The organism is Mycolicibacterium tusciae, from assembly GCF_002086795.1.
GTDB lineage: Bacteria > Actinomycetota > Actinomycetes > Mycobacteriales > Mycobacteriaceae > Mycobacterium > Mycobacterium tusciae.
Window position 1 is genome coordinate 73,828 of the sequence record NZ_MVIM01000015.1, and the last position, 17,407, is coordinate 91,234.

Sequence of the window (17,407 nt, forward strand, 5' to 3'; positions counted from 1 at the left end):
CCCAAAATCTGCGACCGTGTCAATTTCGGGGGTCACAGCTAAGGGGAGACCATGCGCAGTCGAATTGCGCCACTGATGGCGGCTGGATTGATCGTGGCCGGATGCGGCAGCGCGACCACAGAAGAGACCGACGCTCCCGAGACGCCGGCAGCCGCGGACACGTCGGTGAAGGGAAAGGTCGACGAGAACGGTGCCCCGGAAGCACCTGCCCCCGAAGGCCCCGGCGGGACGATGATCGTCACCTACGAAGACGCCGACACCCCCGAAGCGCTGAACGGGAAGAAGATTCAGCAGGAAAACCGGATGCTCGAAGACCTCGCCGACGACATAAACCAGACGCTCGTGCTGCCCAACGACATCACGCTGCGCGGGGCGCAATGCGGTGTCCCGAACGCATATTGGAGCGAGAGCGAGAACACCATCACCATGTGCTACGAGGACACCGACTGGTCCATGGCGGTTTTCACGAAGGCGGGCGACGCCGATCCGCTCCAGTCAGCGCTTGGCTCCGAGTACACGACGTTCTACCACGAGACCGGCCACATGACGATCAGCATCTATGACCTGCCGGTCACCGGGCGCGAGGAGGACGTCGCCGATCAGGCCGCCGCGTACTTGCTTTTGACGCCAGGGGATGACGGAACGGTCGATCCGGAGTCGGTGCAGTCCGTGAAGGACTTCGCACGCGCGTTCGCCGCACTGGCAGAAGTCCAAACCGAGTTCACTGCCGAAGACATGGCCGACGAACACTCGCTGAATCTGCAGCGGGTGTACAACATGGACTGCTGGATCTACGGATCCAATCCCGAAGCCAACGGCGATTTGGTCGGCAACGGACAACTTCCCGAGGATCGCGCAGCGGGCTGCCCGGCGGAGTGGGAGCAGCTCGACCAAGCCTGGTCGACGTTGCTCGAACCGCACTGGAAGTAGCGCTATCCAGCCGACGAAAAGCGATCTTGATAACTCGCTGGTAGTCGGTTTGCAGGCGCGAAGGTGAACATTATTGACATTGGCGTAGACGGCTGTGTCTAAAGCAAGGACAGAACCGTCTAGCCGCCCTAGCATTCCGTCCGTGGAACCCCAAAGGCCAGAGGCGCCAGAGCGCCAGGCAAATTCGCGACACGGGGCTCCCGAGCCCAAATCGGGCCGGCACGTCGGAACCATCGTCGGCGTCGTCGCGGTGGTCCTGCTGGCCTACTTCGGCACGCTGTTCGCCTACTGGTGGCTGTCGGGCTCGTCGACCGAGTTGGGTCCCGCCGACACCGGCGACGGATCCGAGACCGTCGTCCTCGTGACGGTGAAGGCCTTGCGCACCGTCGACTATCAAGCCGACGTCAAGGTGCTCGTCATTCCGCAGGATGACCTCACCGATGAACGTCTCGAGGTACTCAACACCGACATATCGGTGCGGTTGTTCCCGTGGAACACGTTGGGCGACTTGAGCTTCCCTGCAGGGGAGGCGCCTGCCGAGAAGACGACCACCCTCGACCTCAACGGCGACGTGAACAACTGGCCGTTCGACTCGTACAAGAGCGAGCCGATCAGCGCCACGCTACTGGTCGGATCGGGCGAGGAGCGGCAGTTCATGCCGGCCCGCGTGGAGGTAGAGGGCTCGCTGCAGGGCTGGGATATCACCGCCGACGAGGTGGCTCCGGGACCGCAGACCTCGGGCACCGACGAAGCGATCCAGGTGACGATGAAGCGGTCACTCGGCCCGCTGGCATTCGATCTCGGCATCTGCATCGTGTTGATCACGCTGCCCACGTTGGCGATTGCCACTGCCCTGCAAGTGATCACGCGACGGAAGGCATTCCAGATGCCGTTCCTGACGTGGTACGCCGCGATGCTGTTCGCGGTTGTCCCGCTGCGAAACATCTTGCCGGGAGCACCGCCGCCGGGCGCGTGGATCGACGTCGGCCTCGTGCTGTGGGTCCTCGTCGCCTTGGTGACGGCGATGTTGATGGCTGTCATCTCCTGGTGGAAACAGGTCGACTAGAGAACGGAGTAGGTCTTGGACGTAACGACATTCGGTACGTCCAAGTTCTATTCCCAGATGTCCTGAAGTTCGTCGGCGATCGCCACGGGGTCCTGCGTGTCGGTGTTGCAGGTGACGGCGATGGACGTGTGCCGGTCCGCACTGACGCGGAACGCGCTGACGAATCCAGCCCAGGAGCCGTCGTGGTCGAGGCTGCCGTCGGGGTATACGAAGATGCCGGCGCCGTAACGGTCCCCGTCGCCGGATCCGGTGTCTGCGGCCCCTTCGACCTGCTCGTCGAGCAGCCGCTGGCCGCCCAGCTTGCCGGTCCGATAGTTATCGGCCCACCGCACGAGTTGGGTGGGTGTGGTTTGGATGGCGCCGTCACCGACCTGCTCCCATGCGGAATTCGAGACGGTGTACTCGGAGGTGTCCTCGTCGAACCCGTAGGACAGGGCCTTGCCCGGGATCGAGCTGCCGGCATCCATCGCCATGGCTAGATCGAGCGGCTTGAAGACCTGGGCGCTCAGGTAGGCGGGCAAGGGTTGGCCGGAGACCCGCCGGACGATGTCGGCCAGCAACAGGTAGTTGGAATTCGAGTACTCAAACTGGTCGCCGGGCTCGAACTCCAAATCCTGTACCTGGGCGAGGATCTGCAGCGCCTGCTCTTGCGTCGTGCGGTCGCTGTACTGATAGCCGGCGTCTTCAAGCAGTCCGATGTAGTCCGGGATTCCACTCGTTTGATGCATGACTTGTCCGACGGTCACGGTTTCGGCCCACGCGGGGAGCCCCGGCACCACGGAGGCCAGGGTGTCGTCGAGCGAGAGCTTGCCCGCGTCAACCAACAACAGGAGCGCGGTGGCGGTGAATTGCTTGGACACAGAAGCGATGTCGAAGACGGTGGTGTCGGTGATCTCGGCGCTGGTTTTCAGATCGGCGAGACCACGGACGCCTTTCCAGACCACGTCGCCGTCGACACCGACCGCGGCGGAGCAGCCGGGCTCGTCAAGCATGATGGCGCCGTTGAGCACGTCCTGGCTGCGGGCCGCGGATTCGTCCGGCGCGAATGCCGCGGTGGCCGCGGTTCTGTCGTGGGTTCCCGGCGCCGGCTCGTATGCGCTGCTGCACGCCCCGAGGAGCAGTGCAACGACGACAAGCCGAATCGCCAGCTGTCGCTTACGGGTTGCCCCGGCGCAACGAGTCACCATGGCTACCTCCCGCGCCGACAATATATCCACGCAACCTGAGTGACTGCTGTACGAGCGAATCACCGAGGATGAGATCGGCCAGCAGGCAACGGGATTGGACGATGAGCTCTTCGGACCGCACGATCACGCTGCCGTTGATCCGAAGCTGAACGTCAGCGATCCCGACGACACGTTGCTGACAGCACGTACCCCTTTCTAGTCACAGGCGTATCGCCGGTCACAGCTGCCACCGACAACACAGGAAGCGCGGTCTTCTGCACAGATTTCGGTGTCGAATTCTGCGATTTCGCGAAATTTGCCATCGGGTAATGGTGTGATGGACATCACCGTCGATGAATTCATTTGGACCCAGGCATCCATGTGAAGGGGGGAACGATGGACCCGTTTTTGGGGCACGCGTGGATCGGGGCGATAGCCATCCCGCTGGCGATAGTGATGGCCATCGCGTTCGTCTTGGAGCAATACCAACAGCGTCAAGATCGCATGGACGGCGTACTGCTGTCGTGGAATGACCTGCGGTTGACCCGCAGTCTTCTCATCGTCGGTTCAGGCCGTGACGCGGAACGATTTCCCATCGGCGGGCTGAGCGCGAAGGTCGACGTCACCCGCTCGCCCGATCAGCCCGACGACGAGGTCCACCTCGTCATCAAGAACGCAGGCGCCGACATCCGCCGCAGGCAGCCGTACTCGTACGGTGCGAGCGGGAACGCGCAGATGTTCGCGATCAAGCTCAACATGCTCAGCGGCCACCCCCACAAGGCGGCCGATGCCTTTGCCGCCGGCATCATCGATGGCGCACGGTCGGATCGCCACGCCGCCTGAGCGCGCTAGGTTTTCAGTAGCTGCGCGGCATCGTCGACCACGCCCATCACGATCTCGCCGATGCGACGCTTGTCCGTCGGGCTCATCCGCGGACGCGGTATCGCTGTGCTGAAGGCCAGGTGCGGCAACCCTTCGCGAGCGGGAAACGCGACCGCAATCGACGAGACGTCCGCCTCGCTCTCCTCAGAGCTGCACGCGTAACCGCGCCGCCGGATCTGTGCGAGCTCGCGCAGCAATCCGGCTTTGGTCTTGATGCTGCGGTCGGTGAGGGTAACGAGTTCTTCTGTCGGATAAAGCTTCTCGAGTTCAACGAGCGACAGCCCGGCGAGCATCGCCTTGCCGGACGCCGTCGTACTCGCGGGTAGCGCCATGCCCACCCGCGAAGCGGTCCGCGCCACCTTCGAGCCTTCGATCGCGTCCACGAAACAGACCGCCGTGTTGTCGAGCATCGACAGATGCACCGTCTCGTCGAGCGTGGAGCTGAGCTTCTCCAGATACGGCCGCAGCGGCGCCAGGAAGTCCAGACGACGGGTGATGGAGAAGGCAATCTTCGTCAGCGCGGTGCCTGCGGTGTAGATCTTTGTCTTCGGGTCTTGTTGGACGAAACCGCGATAGAGCAACATCGCCAACATTCGGTGGGCACTCGAGGATGCGACGCCGAGGTAGTCGCTCACGTCGGTCAACCGGAGTTCGCCCCGTTCCGCGAGGAGTAGTACGACCTTCAACGCGTTGTCCACCGACTCGATCGGGTATTGCGGCATCGGTCCGCTGGCTGTCACGATCACATGACCTTGGTCGGCGATGGACTGGGCCCGAGCCCGTACCCGCCGTCGGGATGCAAAGTGTCCCCGGTGATTCCGCGTGCACGATCAGAAGCCAGATACACAAAGCTCCAGGCGTGATCTTCGGCCGTCAACGCCACGTTCAGGGGAGTTCGCGCCTTAAGACCACTGGCGCGATCGGGATCGTCACCGAGTCGAAACTCGCTCTGGCCCAACGTGGTCAAGCCTCGCAGATCGGTCTTGACCGTGCCGCCCGGGGCGACACCGTTGACCCGGATGCGCGGCGCTAGTTCATAGGCGAGGCTGGCGACCAACCCGCGGACCGCGAACTTCGACGAAACGTAAAGAACCCCGCCGCGTCCGGGATAGAACGAGGATGCCGACTCCGCGAGCACGACCGACGATCCAGTCCCGCGCTGCAAGACCGGGACTGCCGCCTTGACCGACTGCAGATGGCTCAACACGTTGACTCGGAACATCTCCTCGAAGGCCGCGTCGAGGCGGTCCTCGGCGATGTCGGTCAGGCCTTGGTAGAAGTCGAACACGCCCACACAGTTGACCAGGGTGTCCAGTCCCCCATACGCATCGACGGCGGCGTCGACGGCGTAGACGTTGGCTGCCCTGGTCGTCGCGTCGCCCTCGATCGCGGGTACGTCGGGGAGTTCGTCGCGCAGGGCGATGCACTTGTCGGCGTCACGTTCCAACGCCACCAACTGCGCGCCCTCACGGCGAAACGCGTCAACGACGGCTCGGCCGATACCGGATCCGGCCCCGACGATCAGCGCGCGTTTACCGTCGAGCCATCCGGTCATCGGTCGCCCTCGGCGTCGGGGACCAGCGGCGCGTTGGGGTTACTTATCATCGCCTCGAGTGTGGCCGTGTTCTGCCACGTCAGGGCTTCCACCTCCAACGCGTCCAGGGTGATCCAGCGTCCCGTGCGGGGTGACGTGATGAGCAGCCGCGTTCCGTTACGGGTCTCGATGCGGTAGACCTCGGTGGCACTGAACTCGTTCGCGATGACGATCGGATCGCCGACGCGAGCGTCGAGCAGACTCTGCGGCAGTGCCGATGTCCGGCCGTCTCCGGTACTCATAGAAAGATCGCCAGGTTCTGCATGCGGATGACCGATTCGTCGATGAAGATCGTGCGCCGGGCGATTTTCCAGCGGTCTCCTTCGCGCCGCAGCAGGTCTTCACGGCCACACGACACGGTTGCGGCTTCGTTGACGTCGCCGCGGCTACGGAACAGCAGCTCGGCCGAGTCGACGATGAGGTGGTCGTCCTTGTCGGTCGCGAAGGTACGCACGTTGGTGATGTAGTGCCGCAGCCGAGACGGCGGATCCTCCGTCCACGCGTGCTCGGTGCGGAACCGGGCGACCCGGCGGCTCAACGAGTACTTGTTCTCGTCGAAGTGAGCCATACCCGGCGACGAGTCGTACCCGGTGCCCAACGCGGTCGAAACTCGCACCGGCATCACGTAGTGCACGTCGTCGGTGAACAAGTCCAGCCACTCGCCGTACGCTTGGGCATCGAGCAGGTAGGCCTCATCGACGAGGAACTGGTGGGCGCGCAGGTGGCGCTCATCGTTGAAGGGCAGCGTGCTTCCGACGCGACGGTCACGCGCGGCGTGGTCGCCGAGTACCGACTGCTCGGAGTATGTCTCGCCGCGCCCGAATCGGCGGAATCCGCTGGCTCGATCATGCTGCGGCGCAGTCATACCCGCGCTCCATCCGCAACCGGAAGGCTGGCCGTCTGAAGCAGCGGCTCGATCCCGTCGGCGCGTGTCCCGACCGCCACCGTCGACGAGGCCTCGACCGGACGCTCCAGATGGTCGGCCCACAATCGCAGCAGAGCACGCTGATTGGCTTCGTTGTAGCCGACCTGCGCTAGGCCGGGTCCATGGAATTCGTTGGGCAGCAAGCGCTTTCCGACGTGTGTATCGTCCTCCAGTAGCCCCATCCGACTGTTGAGCTGCAGCCGCCGCGCCATCGAGCCCGCCGCGGTGTTGGTCAGCGACACCCAGTTCTCGACATCGTCCTGCTCGAACATGCCCGTTGAGCCGAAACACATCAGATACGCCTTGTAGGAGTTCTTCTTGTAATCCTCCGGTGCCGCCGAGTCGACGGCGAACCAGGAGTAGACCTCGGTTTCGTGTGCACTGATCGGTTGCCACGTCCGCAGCGAGATGAACGGCAGGACGGCGTCACCGTCCTCCACCTTCGGCCAATTGTGCACCAGGCTCATGTTCGGGAAGCAGGACGCCGCCGAAATCATGAAGCCGTCGCCGCCGATTAGCTTCTGCTGATCCGACGACCAGATCTGTTCGATGCGCGCGATCATGTCGTCGGTGTAGCCGACGTAGCGCATCCGCTCCCGCAAATCGCCGGGCGGCAGTTTGTAGGTGGTGCCTCCGCCGACCCCGGCCCAGTAGGTGGCGCCGTCCTTGCGCTTTTCCGCCTTGGGCTCGCGGAACAGGCCGATCTCCACGACGGACGTGTGCGTCTGCGGCGTGTGATACATGTCGCCGGCGAAGTTCTCGGCGCCGATCTTCCAGTTGGCGTTGATGCGCCATCGCTGGGGACCGCGGACCTCCAAACCGGCCGAGCTCTGCCTGGAGTAGTAGTCGAGGTAGAACCGGAAGTCGCCGAGATAGTCCTCGAGTGGTTCGGCGTTGGCATCCATGCTGATGAAAATCAGTCCGTTGTAGCTGGCGAGGCTCGGGGCGGGCAGCAGAGTCTGACCGCGCTTCTTGAAGCCTTGCTCACCTCCATAGGCCTCGTGATGAAACGGCAAGCCGAGGATGCGTCCGTCATTGCGGTACGACCACCCGTGATAAGGGCATCGGAAGTTCGAGGCGTTGCCCATCTCCGCGCGGCACACCTGCATGCCCCGGTGCAGGCACATGTTGAACATCGCCCTGATCTCGCCCTTCGAGTCGCGCGCGATGACGAACGAATCGTCGAGCACGCGCCTGACCACGTAGTCACCTTCGAGCGGAACCTCTGACTCGTGTCCGACGAATATCCAGGACCGGCTGAAGATCCGCTCCCGTTCGAGGGCGAAGATCTCGGCGTCGTTGTAGATGTGGGCGGGGATCATGCCCCGGCGCACTGCAGCCAGGACATCCACGAGGTCGGGCATCGCAATCCTCCAACCGGGGCAGTCTCTGACAGACAGAAAGCCATCTCCGCCAGTTAGAAGGATTTCTCTATACCGGGGCGCTAGTCAAGGATGCTCGGACGTGCCGTCTCGACTCTTGCGAAGCAGATACTGATATCCAGCGTCGAGTTGCTTCTGATTCCACGCTTGTTCGCGCTTGAACGCCGACTCTGCAGGGTCGGACCAGATAGCCGGCCCCCCGGCGGACATCGCCATCAGCTGGGTACGACAGGCGCGTTCGAGCAGGACGGCGTGCATCACGGCGCTGGCGACGTTCGGGCCGGCGACGGCAGCGCCGTGGAACGGCATCAAGATGGCCGGCGCACCACCGAGTTCAGCGGCCAGTGCGCTTCCGAGTTCTCGACTGGCAATCAACGCCCCGGTGACGGTGAAGCGCGGTAACCCGGCCTCGAAAAGGACGCCGTCGTGGGATATCGGGCGCAGCGGTACATCGAGGGACGCGAAGGCGGCGAGTGTCGGCGCGTGAGTGTGGACGACACAGTGCACCTCGGGTCGGGCGGCCATGATCTCCGTATGGATCGGATACTCGATGTGGCGCGGCCCGTTTCCGGCGGCGACGTCACCGTCGGGCGTCACGAGAGCGACGCGGTCGGCCGTCACCTCGTCGAACCCCCACCCGCTGGCCTTCATCCAGACGCCGATGCCGTCGGGATCGCGCACCGAAGCGTGGCCCCACACCATGTCGGTGAGGCCGTGCGCCGCCAGCGCTGCACTAGCTGAAACGACTTCTGCTATCGGATCGTCCACGGCGTTGCCCTCCTCGTTCCAACCGATTCTGAACCCAGCCCGGCGTCACCATGGGTATATCTCGTCGGTGTCGCCGAGGAACTGCCCCGTCGGCCCATCACCGCCGATCAGAGCCGTGTTCACGGCCACTCTCGCTGCGGCGGTTACCTACCGTGCGACTGGACAGTTGAGCCCGCGTTGTTCGGTCGCAGAGAACGAACCTCGTTGTGCGACTAGACAATTGGGCGCGCATTGTTTGGTCTCTCGGAGGCGATATGCTGCGGTCGAATCGAGCAGAGTCGAATAGTCAGGGGCCGTCGTGGCATGTGCGTGTGAAGAGTCAGGCCAGCCGCTCTGCGGCTGGTGCGAGGAGGCTGTCGTGCAGGATGTGCCGCCTTCACACCACAAATGCCTGAACGGTTACTGCTCGTAGCGGGATTTCGGCGTGGCTGGGTCATTAGGTTTGGCCGCGACACACGCCGGTGACGACGCATTGCGACCAGGGGTGTGAGCACTGCGCCACCGTTACAGACGGTCTAATGCCATTCTTTGAACACGTCAAGGAGGCGATCTCGGAAGGTTGGATCGAGCTCGCCGACGGGGATCTTGCCGATGGTGCCCACGGTCCTGCGGAACTGTTGAAGGTAGTTCTCACAGCCTTCGCATTCCAACAGGTGGGTGTCGAACCGCGCACGGTCCTCCAGATCCAGAGAGCCGTCGAGGTAGGCGGTGATCAACTCCACGAGCTCGTTGCAGTCCATCGAATCTGTGCTCATGAGCTTTCCCTCAGATAGTCCTCGAGGGCCTGCCGGACCGCGGCTCGGCCCCGATGCAGGAGCACCCGTTGGTTGGCGACCGTGATGCCGAGATGCTCGCACACTTCGGCGGAATCCAGTCCCAGCACGTCGCGCATTGTTACAACGAGTCGTTGCCGCTCGGGCAGCTTGTCGAGCTCTCGTTGCGCAAGGCTGACGAGTTCATCACCGAGAACCGAGCCTTCGGGCGTCTCCGGAAACGGCGACGGCTGTTGCTCCGGTCTCCAGTGCCGTGGATAGCGGTCGTCGGCGTCCCGGAAGCGCGCCGGATCGACAGTGCTGCCGGTGAAGGCCATCACCGCGACATCAGCGTCACGACGCTCGCGCACGCCTTTTCGCTTCGCGATATTTATCATGACGGTGAAAAGCCATGTGCGCAAAGACGATCGGCCCTCAAACGAGTCGATTCCTTTGAGCAGGGCGATCCAGGTCTCCTGAACAACCTCCTCGGCGAGCTCGCGGCTCGACACATAGCCTCGCGCCACACGCAGCATCGCAGGCGTATGACGGTCCACCAGAGACGCGAACGCGGACTCCTCGCGGTTGCGCAGGGCCGCGATGAGTTCTTCTTCGTCACCAGCCGTCCTGGTCATGACGAGCAGCATCGTATCCGCTCAGCGGTACTCGGGGTTCTCGAAGTCATACCGGCACCCCGCATCCCAACCGGTTCGAAGGTTTCCGTACGCCGGCACTCCGCCACCGTCGCGCAGCATGCGGGCCAAATGCATGTCGATCAAGCGGCCGGTGTTACTGAGCTCCGGGGACTTCTTCAACGTGCAGTTGATTAAGAGGGCCCGCAATCCAGAGAAATCCCAGCTGAGCTCAGGCACGCTGCGCCACCCTGGCCGCGCGCAGCGCGTCGCCCAGACTCCATACCGAAAGCCCAAGCAGCGCAACATCTTTGATCAGAAACTGACCTGTCATCGACAAAAACGGGAAGCCGCCGGCCGATGCCTCGCCGACGCCGGGCGTCGTGAACAGAAAGCTGATCGTGGCGACGAACAGTCCAATCGACGCAACACTGCCGAGCGCCGACAGGCGCGGCCACCACGGCTTGACCGCGAGCAGCACCGCGGTGCCCACCTCGACAACGCCAAGCAGCGCCGCGAAGGCGCCCACCGAGAACACCCCGTACACCCACGACATGAACGGACTGTGAGCCACCAGCGGCTCGATGCCCTGCGCTTCATAGGCCGTGAACTTCAGAAGGCCAATCCAGCCGATCACGACAACCAGGCCATACCGCGCGAGCACAGCGCCTACTCGTGCCACCGTCGACTCCGTCGAGGATTCGTCGATCCTGCCCTCGAGATGGATCCCCGCCATAACGTCTCCTTCACTCCGTGCGGCGCCGATCACGGCCCCGCTGATGGTTACCGTGCGAAGTGGCGCCGAATGCAGCAGGCGTTACATGGGTGCCCTCTGGATCTTGCAGGCGAACGGAGGCAGGTCCGGCGCTGAAGGCGGCAGACGCTCTGACCGAGTGGCAGGCACCAGCGCTGGCCAGTCGAGTTCTGGTCGGCCTACCGACAAGGCGGCCGCGTTTCTGACGATTGCTCACAGTGCACGCAGATCCTTTAAGGATTCGCCAAGGTGCCGACGTCAAAGTCGTTCTCAACACCACCGGGAGGACCCGACATGTTGGTCAAGACGCTGACGGAAGAACCCGCTCGTCCAATCGCCCGTTTGTCGGCTGCGACGAGGTCGCGGAAGGCGACGCGACGCGTCCGCTTGATCTGCTTCCATCACGCCGGGGGCGGGGCCAGCTCGTTCAACCTCTGGAAGAGGGGCCTCAGCGCGGACGTCGACGTTGTTGCCGTCGACGTGCCCGATCGCGAACGCTTCGCCACGCTCAGCGAGCTCGTTGAGGCGATCCACGATCAGCTCGGTCCGCTGCTCGACGAACCGCACGTATTCTTCGGCCACAGCTTCGGCGCACTCGTGGCGTACCGACTGGCGAGCCTGCGCGCGGCGGCGGGCCTACCCCTGCCGAGCGCCTTGATCGTGTCTTCCTTCCCCCCACCGCACCTGCCGACAGCGATACACATGGTGCACGAAGTCGACGATCAACAGCTGAGCAAGGTCCTGTCCGACATCGGCGGTCTACCGGTCGAGCTGGACCGGTGGCCGTGTCTGCGGAAGAAAGCGGTCGCGTTAGCTCGAATCGACCTGCGTCTCGGCGCAACGGATGACGACGCCACGTCGGTGCCCCTGACGTGCCCGATCCACGCCTTCGGTGGCAGCGACGACTTCCTGGTCAGCGAGCGTGAGCTGCGCCAATGGAGTTCGCGTACCGTGGCCGAATTCTCAGTGCAGATGCTCAAAGGCAACCACTTCCACATCAGCGACCGCAAGCAACTGTTCGCCGCCCTAAAGCCACTGCTCTTTGGATTCGACGCGCCCCACGCCAACGTCGCATAGCTCAGTCGCACGCCTAGACCGAAGTCGTGCAGGCAAAGTGCGAGAAGACCTTTAAGTTTCAGTTTCGCGGCTCACACAGCTCAATCGGATCGCGACAGATTTGATCGCGGGGTGAGCAGGTCGCCAAATCACCGTTCCGCTAGTCAGTTCCTGCTACGCCCATCGCGCGCTGCGCTGTCGGGCGTGAAAACCACTCCTGACCTAGGGCAATGCTGGGTGGCAGGTGCAGGATTCGAACCTGCGTAGGCGTAAGCCGACGGATTTACAGTCCGCTCCCATTGGCCGCTCGGGCAACCTGCCTGGGTGCTGCACCACCCGGGTGCCGGGTTGGTGCGAATAGCAGGGTACAACGAGGATGGTGCTAAGACGAAAACGCACCAGAGACCAGGAGGGCCGAGTCCAATGGCGGATTCATCGTTCGACGTCGTGAGCAAGGTCGACCGTCAGGAGGCCGACAACGCACTGAACCAGGCGGCCAAGGAGCTGTCCACGCGCTACGACTTCCGCGGCACCGACACCTCCATCGCCTGGCAGGGCGAGGAGACCGTCGTCATCACGTCCTCGACCGAGGAGCGGGTCAAGGCGGCGATCGACGTCTTCAAGGAGAAGCTGATCCGCCGCGACATCTCCATGAAGGCATTCGACGTCGGCGAGCCCCAGGCTTCGGGCAAGACCTTCAAGGTCAGCGGCCAGATGAAGCAGGGCATCAGCAGCGAGGACGCGAAGAAGATCACCAAGATCATCCGCGACGAGGGCCCCAAGGGCGTCAAGGCTCAGATCCAGGGCGATGAGATCCGGGTGTCGTCGAAGAAGCGCGACGACCTGCAGGCCGTCATCGCCCTGCTCAAGGGCTCCGACCTGGACGTCGCCCTGCAGTTCGTCAACTACCGCTGACGCCCTAGCCGATCGACACCAGTTCGCCGATCGGGTCCCTCGGCAGGTCGCCGTCGGTGACGGCGGTCACCGACATCCAGTTCAGGTTGATTCCGCCCCTGTGGTTGTCCAGGAAGGCGGTGTCGGCGGCGTCGCGTCCGGTGGCGATGCGGACCAGTGTCTGCCGCGGCGCCAGCAGCGTGGCGTCGACGACGCGCCACTGCCCCTCGACGAACGCCTCGGCCACCGCGTGAAAGTCCATGGGGAACAGGCCCGGCGCGTACACCGACACGACGCGGGCCGGGACGAACACGGCTCGCAGCAGCGCCACCACCAGGTGCGCGAAGTCGCGGCAGACTCCGGCCCCGGCGAGCAACGTGTCCGCCGCGCCGTCGATCGGGTCGCTGGACCCGGGCACGTAGTTCAGCCGCGTACCCGCCCATGACGACACCTTCTCCAGCAGCGTCGCCGAATCAACGTAGTTGCCGAATTCCGTTGCCGCGAACCCGAAGAACTTGTCGGCCTCCGCGTAGCGGCTCGGCCTCAGGTACACCGACTTCTCGTACTCGGTGACCGGCGGCGGATCAGCCCGTCCGGTGACGGTCGCGGCATAGTCGACCTTCAGCAACCCGCCTTGAACGTCAAGCTTGTGGATCCGGTTGCCGTGCGTTCCGCTTATCTCCAAGGGCTGCACTGCTTTTCCGTCCAACACGAAGGACAGCGATTCCGACACGTGAGCATTGACGTGCGGTGCGACGGCGATCTGGAACTCCAGTTCGGTCGGCGCGAGCACCTGGACTTCGAGCTGTGCGCCGACGTCTCGCCTCATGCTGCTGATGATGCGCCTCTCGGTCGGGTTGTGCGAGCCAGATGACGAACGTGGGACTCGCCAGAGGATCTACCCGCATTCAGTCGCCACAAACCGGTCCGCGCGGCTCGCCGACAGTCATACCCTGATCGGCATGGCACCTGCGCAGCGCGAACCCAAAGTCGTCGTCCTCGGTGGAGGCTCATGGGGCACCACCGTGGCGTCCATCTGCGCCAGGCGCGGGCCGACGCTGCAGTGGGTGCGTTCCCAGGAGACCGCCGACGACATCAACGACAAGCACCGCAACACCAAGTACCTCGGCAACGAGGTCGAGCTGGCGCACACCCTCAAGGCCACCACTGACTTCTCCGAGGCCGCCGAGTGCGCCGACGTCATCGTCATGGGCGTGCCTTCGCACGGCTTCCGCGGGGTGTTGACCGAACTCGCGATGGAACTTCGGCCGTGGGTGCCGGTGGTGTCTCTGGTCAAGGGTCTCGAGCAGGGCACGAATTACCGGATGAGCCAGGTCGTCGACGAGGTGCTGCCCGGACACCCTGCCGGTATCCTCGCCGGGCCGAACATCGCGCGGGAAGTGGCCGAGGGTTACGCGGCCGCCGCGGTGCTCGCCATGCCCGACCAACGTCTCGCCGCAAACCTCGGAAAGCTGTTCCGCACCAGGCGATTTCGCACCTACACCACCGACGATGTCGTCGGGGTGGAGATGGCCGGTGCGCTCAAGAACGTGTACGCGATCGCCGTGGGAATGGGCTATTCCCTTGGCATCGGGGAAAACACCCGCGCGATGGTGATCGCCCGCGCGCTGCGCGAGATGTCGAAACTCGGCGAGGCGATGGGCGGACACCGCGATACCTTCGCCGGCCTGGCCGGCATGGGCGACCTCATCGTCACGTGCACGAGTCAGCGCAGCCGCAACCGCCACGTCGGCGAACAACTCGGCTCCGGTAAGTCGATCGAGGAGATCATCTCATCGATGAACCAGGTCGCCGAGGGCGTCAAGGCCGCCAGCGTGATCATGGAATTCGCCGACAAGTACGGCATCTCCATGCCGATCGCACGCGAGGTCGACGGCGTCATCAACCACGGTTCCACCGTCGAACAGGCCTACCGTGGCCTGGCGGCCGAGAAGCCCGGCCACGAGGTGCACGGCTCGGGGTTCTAGCGCGTGCTCAGTTGAAGTACGGGTTGGTGCCCTCGGGCCGATCCAGCAGCGGGTTGACGCCGCCGTTGATGATGAAGCTGCCCGCCGGGCTGAGCACGAACCCGGATTGATTGCGGCTGTCCGCGCAGGTTGTCACCGACCCGTCGCTGCCGCAGCTGACCGTCTGATAGCTCAGGCGCGAACCCGCGGGCAGCGGCTTGGCGTTGACGTTGGCGAACACATCCCCCGCCGAGTTGGCGAACGACGGGACGCCGGGGCCACCACTGACCAGGTTCGCGCCTTCCGGTGCCCCGGGGATCGGGCCGCTGCAGCCGTAGCCGCCGTTGCGCTGCAGGACGCAGGTCAGGCCGTCGGGCGTCTTGAAGGCGTACCACTGGTTTTCCATCACCTGGTACTCCGACAGCTTCATCGGCGCGTACGCGTTCACGTTCGGTGGAGGTGGCGGTGGCGGCGGTGCCGGCGGCTGGGCCATCGCGATGCCCGGCAGTCCGATGAGGGCCGCCCCCGCAGACGCCACGACGCCGATCAGCATTCTGTTCAGCACGGTCCACACCCTAGATGGTGCGGTTGTGACTCGCAGCATGCCCATGTCATCGCCGGTCAGGGCGGCGACGTTACCCATCAGCGACTTCGGTGCGCCAACCATCGCTGAGCGAACGTTCGGGCACCGAAATCGCACTCAGTACCGGTCTGGGCCGCGGCCGGCCATCGCCTCCAGCCGGGCGATGCGATCTTCCATCGGCGGGTGCGTCGAGAAGAGCTTGCCGATCTTCTCCCCCGCCCGGAACGGGTTGGCGATCATCAGGTGCGCCTGATCGGCGAGCTGGGGCTCCGGCGGCAGCGGGGCCTGCTGCACGCCCATGCTGATCTTGCGCAGCGCACTCGCCAGCGCTAGCGGATCGCCCGTCAGCTCGGCTCCCGACTGATCGGCCTGGTATTCACGCGACCGCGAAACAGCCAACTTGATCACCGTCGCGGCGATCGGACCGAGTAGCGAAACCAGAAGAATGGCAAAGGGATTGGTACCGCCATCGCGATTACCACCGAACATGCTCGCGAAGAAGGCGATGTTGGCGAGCGCGGTGATGACCGCGGCCATGGCGCCGGCCACACACGAGATGAGGATGTCGCGGTTGTAGACGTGGCTGAGTTCGTGGCCGAGCACCGCACGCAATTCGCGCTCGTTGAGGATGCCCAGGATGCCGGTCGTGCAGCAGACGGCCGCATTGCGCGGGTTGCGTCCGGTCGCGAACGCGTTCGGGGCCGCGGTGTCGCTGATATAGAGCCGCGGCATCGGCTGACGCGCCGTGGTCGCGAGTTCGCGCACGATCTTGTACATCATCGGCGCCTGCATCTCGTTCACCGGCTGCGCATGCATCGCCCGCAACGCCAGCTTGTCGCTGTTGAAGTACACGTAGACGTTCATGCCGACGGCGAACAGGACGGCTAGAAACATGATGTTGCGCCCGAACAACGCGCCGATGAACACGATCAGCGCAGAAAAGCCTGCGAGCAGCAGGAACGTCTTGGCCGTGTTGGCGTGCGGATGCCAGGTCATGCCCGTTTAACGCTTAGCCCGGCTCTGCAAGTTCCGCTCCGTCAGCCGTGACGATTGGCCGTGTAGTCGGCCAGCGTCGCCAACGCCTGGCGCCCGGGGCTCTCGGGCAGGTTCGCCAGCTCTTCGCGTGCCTGTGCGGCGTACTCGGCGACGGTCTGCTTGGCCTTCACCATGCCCTGCGAGGCACGCAGCAGGCGCAGCGCCTCGGCCAGGTCGTCGTCGTTCTCGACGGGGCCTGCGAGCAGTTCACGCAGCCGGTCGGCGTCCGGGCCGGTGTCCCGCAGCGCGTAGAGCACCGGCAGCGTGTGCACGCCTTCGCGCAGGTCCGTGCCGGGCAGCTTGCCGGATTCGTCGGGATCGCTGTCGATGTCGATGATGTCGTCGGAGATCTGGAACGCGGTGCCGACGATGCCGCCGAGGCGGCTCAACCGTTCGATCTGCTCCTCGTCGGCACCGGAGAACGTCGCCCCGAACCGGCCGGACGCCGCGATCAGACAGGCGGTCTTCTCGTACACCACCTTCAGGTAGTGCTCGACGGAGTCGACATGGTCGGCCGCGCCGCGGGTTTCCCGCATCTGGCCCGTGACCAGCTGGGCGAACGTGTCGGCGATCACGCGCACCGCCTCCGGACCCAGCCGGGAAACCAGCCGCGACGCCGTCGCGAACAGGTAGTCGCCCGCGAGGATCGCGATGTTGTTGCTCCACCGCGCGTTCGCGCTCGGAGCACCGCGACGCACCTGAGCCTCGTCCATGACGTCGTCGTGGTACAGCGTCGCCAGGTGCACCAGTTCGATGACGGCGCCTGCCACGTCGACCTGCCACGCATCGGGGTCGGGGCCGAGGCGCGCCGCCAACACCGTGAACAGCGGACGGAACCGCTTACCGCCCGCCTGGAACAGGTGCTGGACGGCCGCGGACATCAGTTCATCGGCTTTGCCCAGCTCAGTGGCCATCAAATCTTCGATTCGGGCCACGGCCTCGCGCACATCCTGCGCAAAGGCGGGGTCTCCGAAGTCGACGCCTGCCACCACACTCGCCGGTGTCCTCACCCTGCCAACAT

At 64.3% G+C, this 17,407-nt stretch carries 21 protein-coding genes and 1 tRNA gene; 6 read left to right on the forward strand and 16 right to left on the reverse strand.

Annotation, left to right across the window (positions count from 1 at the left end):
• The first annotated feature begins 51 nt into the window (after window positions 1-51).
• Both BST47_RS23185 and BST47_RS23190 read left to right on the forward strand, forming a co-directional pair.
• Window positions 52-930, forward strand: a complete 879-nt coding sequence (locus BST47_RS23185; protein ID WP_083128017.1) for a DUF4344 domain-containing metallopeptidase — start codon at window positions 52-54, stop codon at window positions 928-930.
• A 142-nt stretch (window positions 931-1,072) separates the two neighbouring features.
• The gene (locus BST47_RS23190; protein ID WP_083128018.1) at window positions 1,073-1,996 is read left to right on the forward strand and encodes a DUF4436 domain-containing protein; all 924 of its coding nucleotides are present in this window, start codon (window positions 1,073-1,075) and stop codon (window positions 1,994-1,996) included.
• 47 nt (window positions 1,997-2,043) lie between these two features.
• Here BST47_RS23190 and BST47_RS23195 read toward each other — a convergent pair whose 3' ends face one another.
• Window positions 2,044-3,183, reverse strand: a complete 1,140-nt coding sequence (locus tag BST47_RS23195; protein WP_083128019.1) for a serine hydrolase domain-containing protein — start codon at window positions 3,181-3,183, stop codon at window positions 2,044-2,046.
• A 375-nt stretch (window positions 3,184-3,558) separates the two neighbouring features.
• On the opposite strand from BST47_RS23195, the gene BST47_RS23200 reads away from it, so the two are divergent.
• Window positions 3,559-4,005: a hypothetical protein gene (locus tag BST47_RS23200; protein WP_133056240.1), complete on the forward strand. Its 447-nt coding sequence runs from the start codon at window positions 3,559-3,561 to the stop codon at window positions 4,003-4,005.
• 5 nt (window positions 4,006-4,010) lie between these two features.
• Here BST47_RS23200 and BST47_RS23205 read toward each other — a convergent pair whose 3' ends face one another.
• The 10 genes from BST47_RS23205 to BST47_RS23245 all read right to left on the reverse strand — a co-directional run bounded on the left by BST47_RS23205 (window position 4,011) and on the right by BST47_RS23245 (window position 10,833).
• Window positions 4,011-4,784 carry an IclR family transcriptional regulator gene (locus BST47_RS23205; RefSeq protein ID WP_234809838.1) on the reverse strand — a complete coding sequence of 258 codons (774 nt, stop codon included), beginning with the start codon at window positions 4,782-4,784 and terminating at the stop codon, window positions 4,011-4,013.
• A gap of 2 nt (window positions 4,785-4,786) precedes the next feature.
• Window positions 4,787-5,599 (reverse strand): 3-(cis-5,6-dihydroxycyclohexa-1,3-dien-1-yl)propanoate dehydrogenase, encoded by an 813-nt coding sequence (gene hcaB, locus BST47_RS23210; RefSeq protein WP_083128021.1) that lies wholly within the window; start codon window positions 5,597-5,599, stop codon window positions 4,787-4,789.
• The gene (locus tag BST47_RS23215; protein WP_234809839.1) at window positions 5,596-5,880 is read right to left on the reverse strand and encodes a dihydrodiol dehydrogenase; all 285 of its coding nucleotides are present in this window, start codon (window positions 5,878-5,880) and stop codon (window positions 5,596-5,598) included. Before BST47_RS23215 ends, hcaB begins: the two co-directional genes overlap by 4 nt.
• Window positions 5,877-6,503 (reverse strand): 3-phenylpropionate/cinnamic acid dioxygenase subunit beta, encoded by a 627-nt coding sequence (locus BST47_RS23220; protein WP_083128022.1) that lies wholly within the window; start codon window positions 6,501-6,503, stop codon window positions 5,877-5,879. The genes BST47_RS23215 and BST47_RS23220 overlap by 4 nt, the downstream gene beginning before the upstream one ends.
• Complete coding sequence (locus BST47_RS23225) at window positions 6,500-7,927, reverse strand: aromatic ring-hydroxylating dioxygenase subunit alpha (protein WP_083128023.1); 1,428 nt, start codon at window positions 7,925-7,927, stop codon at window positions 6,500-6,502. The genes BST47_RS23220 and BST47_RS23225 overlap by 4 nt, the downstream gene beginning before the upstream one ends.
• Before the next feature lie 84 nt (window positions 7,928-8,011).
• Window positions 8,012-8,713 (reverse strand): class II aldolase/adducin family protein, encoded by a 702-nt coding sequence (locus BST47_RS23230; protein WP_207568673.1) that lies wholly within the window; start codon window positions 8,711-8,713, stop codon window positions 8,012-8,014.
• A gap of 515 nt (window positions 8,714-9,228) precedes the next feature.
• Window positions 9,229-9,468, reverse strand: coding sequence for an anti-sigma factor family protein (locus BST47_RS23235; RefSeq protein ID WP_207568674.1), 240 nt, complete (start codon window positions 9,466-9,468; stop codon window positions 9,229-9,231).
• A complete protein-coding gene (locus BST47_RS23240; protein ID WP_083128096.1) occupies window positions 9,465-10,100 on the reverse strand; it encodes an RNA polymerase sigma factor in 636 nt (211 codons plus the stop codon). The genes BST47_RS23235 and BST47_RS23240 overlap by 4 nt, the downstream gene beginning before the upstream one ends.
• 21 nt (window positions 10,101-10,121) lie before the next feature.
• A complete protein-coding gene (locus BST47_RS31695; protein ID WP_420094060.1) occupies window positions 10,122-10,337 on the reverse strand; it encodes a hypothetical protein in 216 nt (71 codons plus the stop codon).
• On the reverse strand, window positions 10,330-10,833 hold the full coding sequence (locus tag BST47_RS23245) for a YkgB family protein (protein ID WP_083128024.1): 504 nt from the start codon (window positions 10,831-10,833) through the stop codon (window positions 10,330-10,332). The genes BST47_RS31695 and BST47_RS23245 overlap by 8 nt, the downstream gene beginning before the upstream one ends.
• Before the next feature lie 312 nt (window positions 10,834-11,145).
• Here BST47_RS23245 and BST47_RS23250 point away from each other — a divergent pair, with 312 nt between their 5' ends.
• Entirely contained in the window at window positions 11,146-11,928 is a 783-nt protein-coding gene (locus BST47_RS23250; protein WP_083128025.1) for a thioesterase II family protein, read from the forward strand.
• A gap of 217 nt (window positions 11,929-12,145) precedes the next feature.
• On the opposite strand, the gene BST47_RS23255 is transcribed toward BST47_RS23250, so the two are convergent.
• Window positions 12,146-12,228 (reverse strand) — tRNA-Tyr (locus BST47_RS23255).
• Between the two features lie 102 nt (window positions 12,229-12,330).
• Here BST47_RS23255 and BST47_RS23260 point away from each other — a divergent pair.
• On the forward strand, window positions 12,331-12,822 hold the full coding sequence (locus BST47_RS23260; protein WP_014209444.1) for a YajQ family cyclic di-GMP-binding protein: 492 nt from the start codon (window positions 12,331-12,333) through the stop codon (window positions 12,820-12,822).
• A gap of 4 nt (window positions 12,823-12,826) precedes the next feature.
• Here the strand turns inward: BST47_RS23260 and BST47_RS23265 are convergent, their stop codons facing one another.
• On the reverse strand, window positions 12,827-13,630 hold the full coding sequence (locus BST47_RS23265) for a transglutaminase-like domain-containing protein (protein WP_083128026.1): 804 nt from the start codon (window positions 13,628-13,630) through the stop codon (window positions 12,827-12,829).
• A gap of 133 nt (window positions 13,631-13,763) precedes the next feature.
• Between BST47_RS23265 and BST47_RS23270 the strand changes: the two genes are divergently transcribed.
• On the forward strand, window positions 13,764-14,789 hold the full coding sequence (locus tag BST47_RS23270; RefSeq protein WP_083128097.1) for an NAD(P)H-dependent glycerol-3-phosphate dehydrogenase: 1,026 nt from the start codon (window positions 13,764-13,766) through the stop codon (window positions 14,787-14,789).
• Window positions 14,790-14,796: 7 nt separating this feature from the next.
• Here the strand turns inward: BST47_RS23270 and BST47_RS23275 are convergent, their stop codons facing one another.
• The 3 genes from BST47_RS23275 to grcC1 all read right to left on the reverse strand — a co-directional run bounded on the left by BST47_RS23275 (window position 14,797) and on the right by grcC1 (window position 17,396).
• On the reverse strand, window positions 14,797-15,321 hold the full coding sequence (locus BST47_RS23275; RefSeq protein ID WP_420094062.1) for a hypothetical protein: 525 nt from the start codon (window positions 15,319-15,321) through the stop codon (window positions 14,797-14,799).
• A gap of 147 nt (window positions 15,322-15,468) precedes the next feature.
• Window positions 15,469-16,347 carry a zinc metalloprotease HtpX gene (gene htpX, locus BST47_RS23280; protein WP_083128027.1) on the reverse strand — a complete coding sequence of 293 codons (879 nt, stop codon included), beginning with the start codon at window positions 16,345-16,347 and terminating at the stop codon, window positions 15,469-15,471.
• Between the two features lie 41 nt (window positions 16,348-16,388).
• Window positions 16,389-17,396: a nonaprenyl/(2E,6E)-farnesyl/geranylgeranyl diphosphat synthase gene (grcC1, locus tag BST47_RS23285; RefSeq protein ID WP_207568675.1), complete on the reverse strand. Its 1,008-nt coding sequence runs from the start codon at window positions 17,394-17,396 to the stop codon at window positions 16,389-16,391.
• Between the last annotated feature and the right edge of the window lie 11 nt (window positions 17,397-17,407).

What these genes read in the sequence shown, in the direction of transcription:
- BST47_RS23185 (WP_083128017.1), top strand. Translation starts at nt 52, where the DNA reads ATGCGCAGTCGAATTGCGCCACTGATGGCGGCTGGATTGATCGTGGCC.
- BST47_RS23195 (WP_083128019.1), bottom strand. Translation starts at nt 3,183, where the DNA reads ATGGTGACTCGTTGCGCCGGGGCAACCCGTAAGCGACAGCTGGCGATT.
- BST47_RS23200 (WP_133056240.1), top strand. Translation starts at nt 3,559, where the DNA reads ATGGACCCGTTTTTGGGGCACGCGTGGATCGGGGCGATAGCCATCCCG.
- hcaB (WP_083128021.1), bottom strand. Translation starts at nt 5,599, where the DNA reads ATGACCGGATGGCTCGACGGTAAACGCGCGCTGATCGTCGGGGCCGGA.
- BST47_RS23215 (WP_234809839.1), bottom strand. Translation starts at nt 5,880, where the DNA reads ATGAGTACCGGAGACGGCCGGACATCGGCACTGCCGCAGAGTCTGCTC.
- BST47_RS23220 (WP_083128022.1), bottom strand. Translation starts at nt 6,503, where the DNA reads ATGACTGCGCCGCAGCATGATCGAGCCAGCGGATTCCGCCGATTCGGG.
- BST47_RS23225 (WP_083128023.1), bottom strand. Translation starts at nt 7,927, where the DNA reads ATGCCCGACCTCGTGGATGTCCTGGCTGCAGTGCGCCGGGGCATGATC.
- BST47_RS23235 (WP_207568674.1), bottom strand. Translation starts at nt 9,468, where the DNA reads ATGAGCACAGATTCGATGGACTGCAACGAGCTCGTGGAGTTGATCACC.
- BST47_RS23240 (WP_083128096.1), bottom strand. Translation starts at nt 10,100, where the DNA reads ATGACCAGGACGGCTGGTGACGAAGAAGAACTCATCGCGGCCCTGCGC.
- BST47_RS23245 (WP_083128024.1), bottom strand. Translation starts at nt 10,833, where the DNA reads ATGGCGGGGATCCATCTCGAGGGCAGGATCGACGAATCCTCGACGGAG.
- BST47_RS23250 (WP_083128025.1), top strand. Translation starts at nt 11,146, where the DNA reads ATGTTGGTCAAGACGCTGACGGAAGAACCCGCTCGTCCAATCGCCCGT.
- BST47_RS23260 (WP_014209444.1), top strand. Translation starts at nt 12,331, where the DNA reads ATGGCGGATTCATCGTTCGACGTCGTGAGCAAGGTCGACCGTCAGGAG.
- BST47_RS23265 (WP_083128026.1), bottom strand. Translation starts at nt 13,630, where the DNA reads ATGAGGCGAGACGTCGGCGCACAGCTCGAAGTCCAGGTGCTCGCGCCG.
- BST47_RS23270 (WP_083128097.1), top strand. Translation starts at nt 13,764, where the DNA reads ATGGCACCTGCGCAGCGCGAACCCAAAGTCGTCGTCCTCGGTGGAGGC.
- BST47_RS23275 (WP_420094062.1), bottom strand. Translation starts at nt 15,321, where the DNA reads ATGCTGATCGGCGTCGTGGCGTCTGCGGGGGCGGCCCTCATCGGACTG.
- htpX (WP_083128027.1), bottom strand. Translation starts at nt 16,347, where the DNA reads ATGACCTGGCATCCGCACGCCAACACGGCCAAGACGTTCCTGCTGCTC.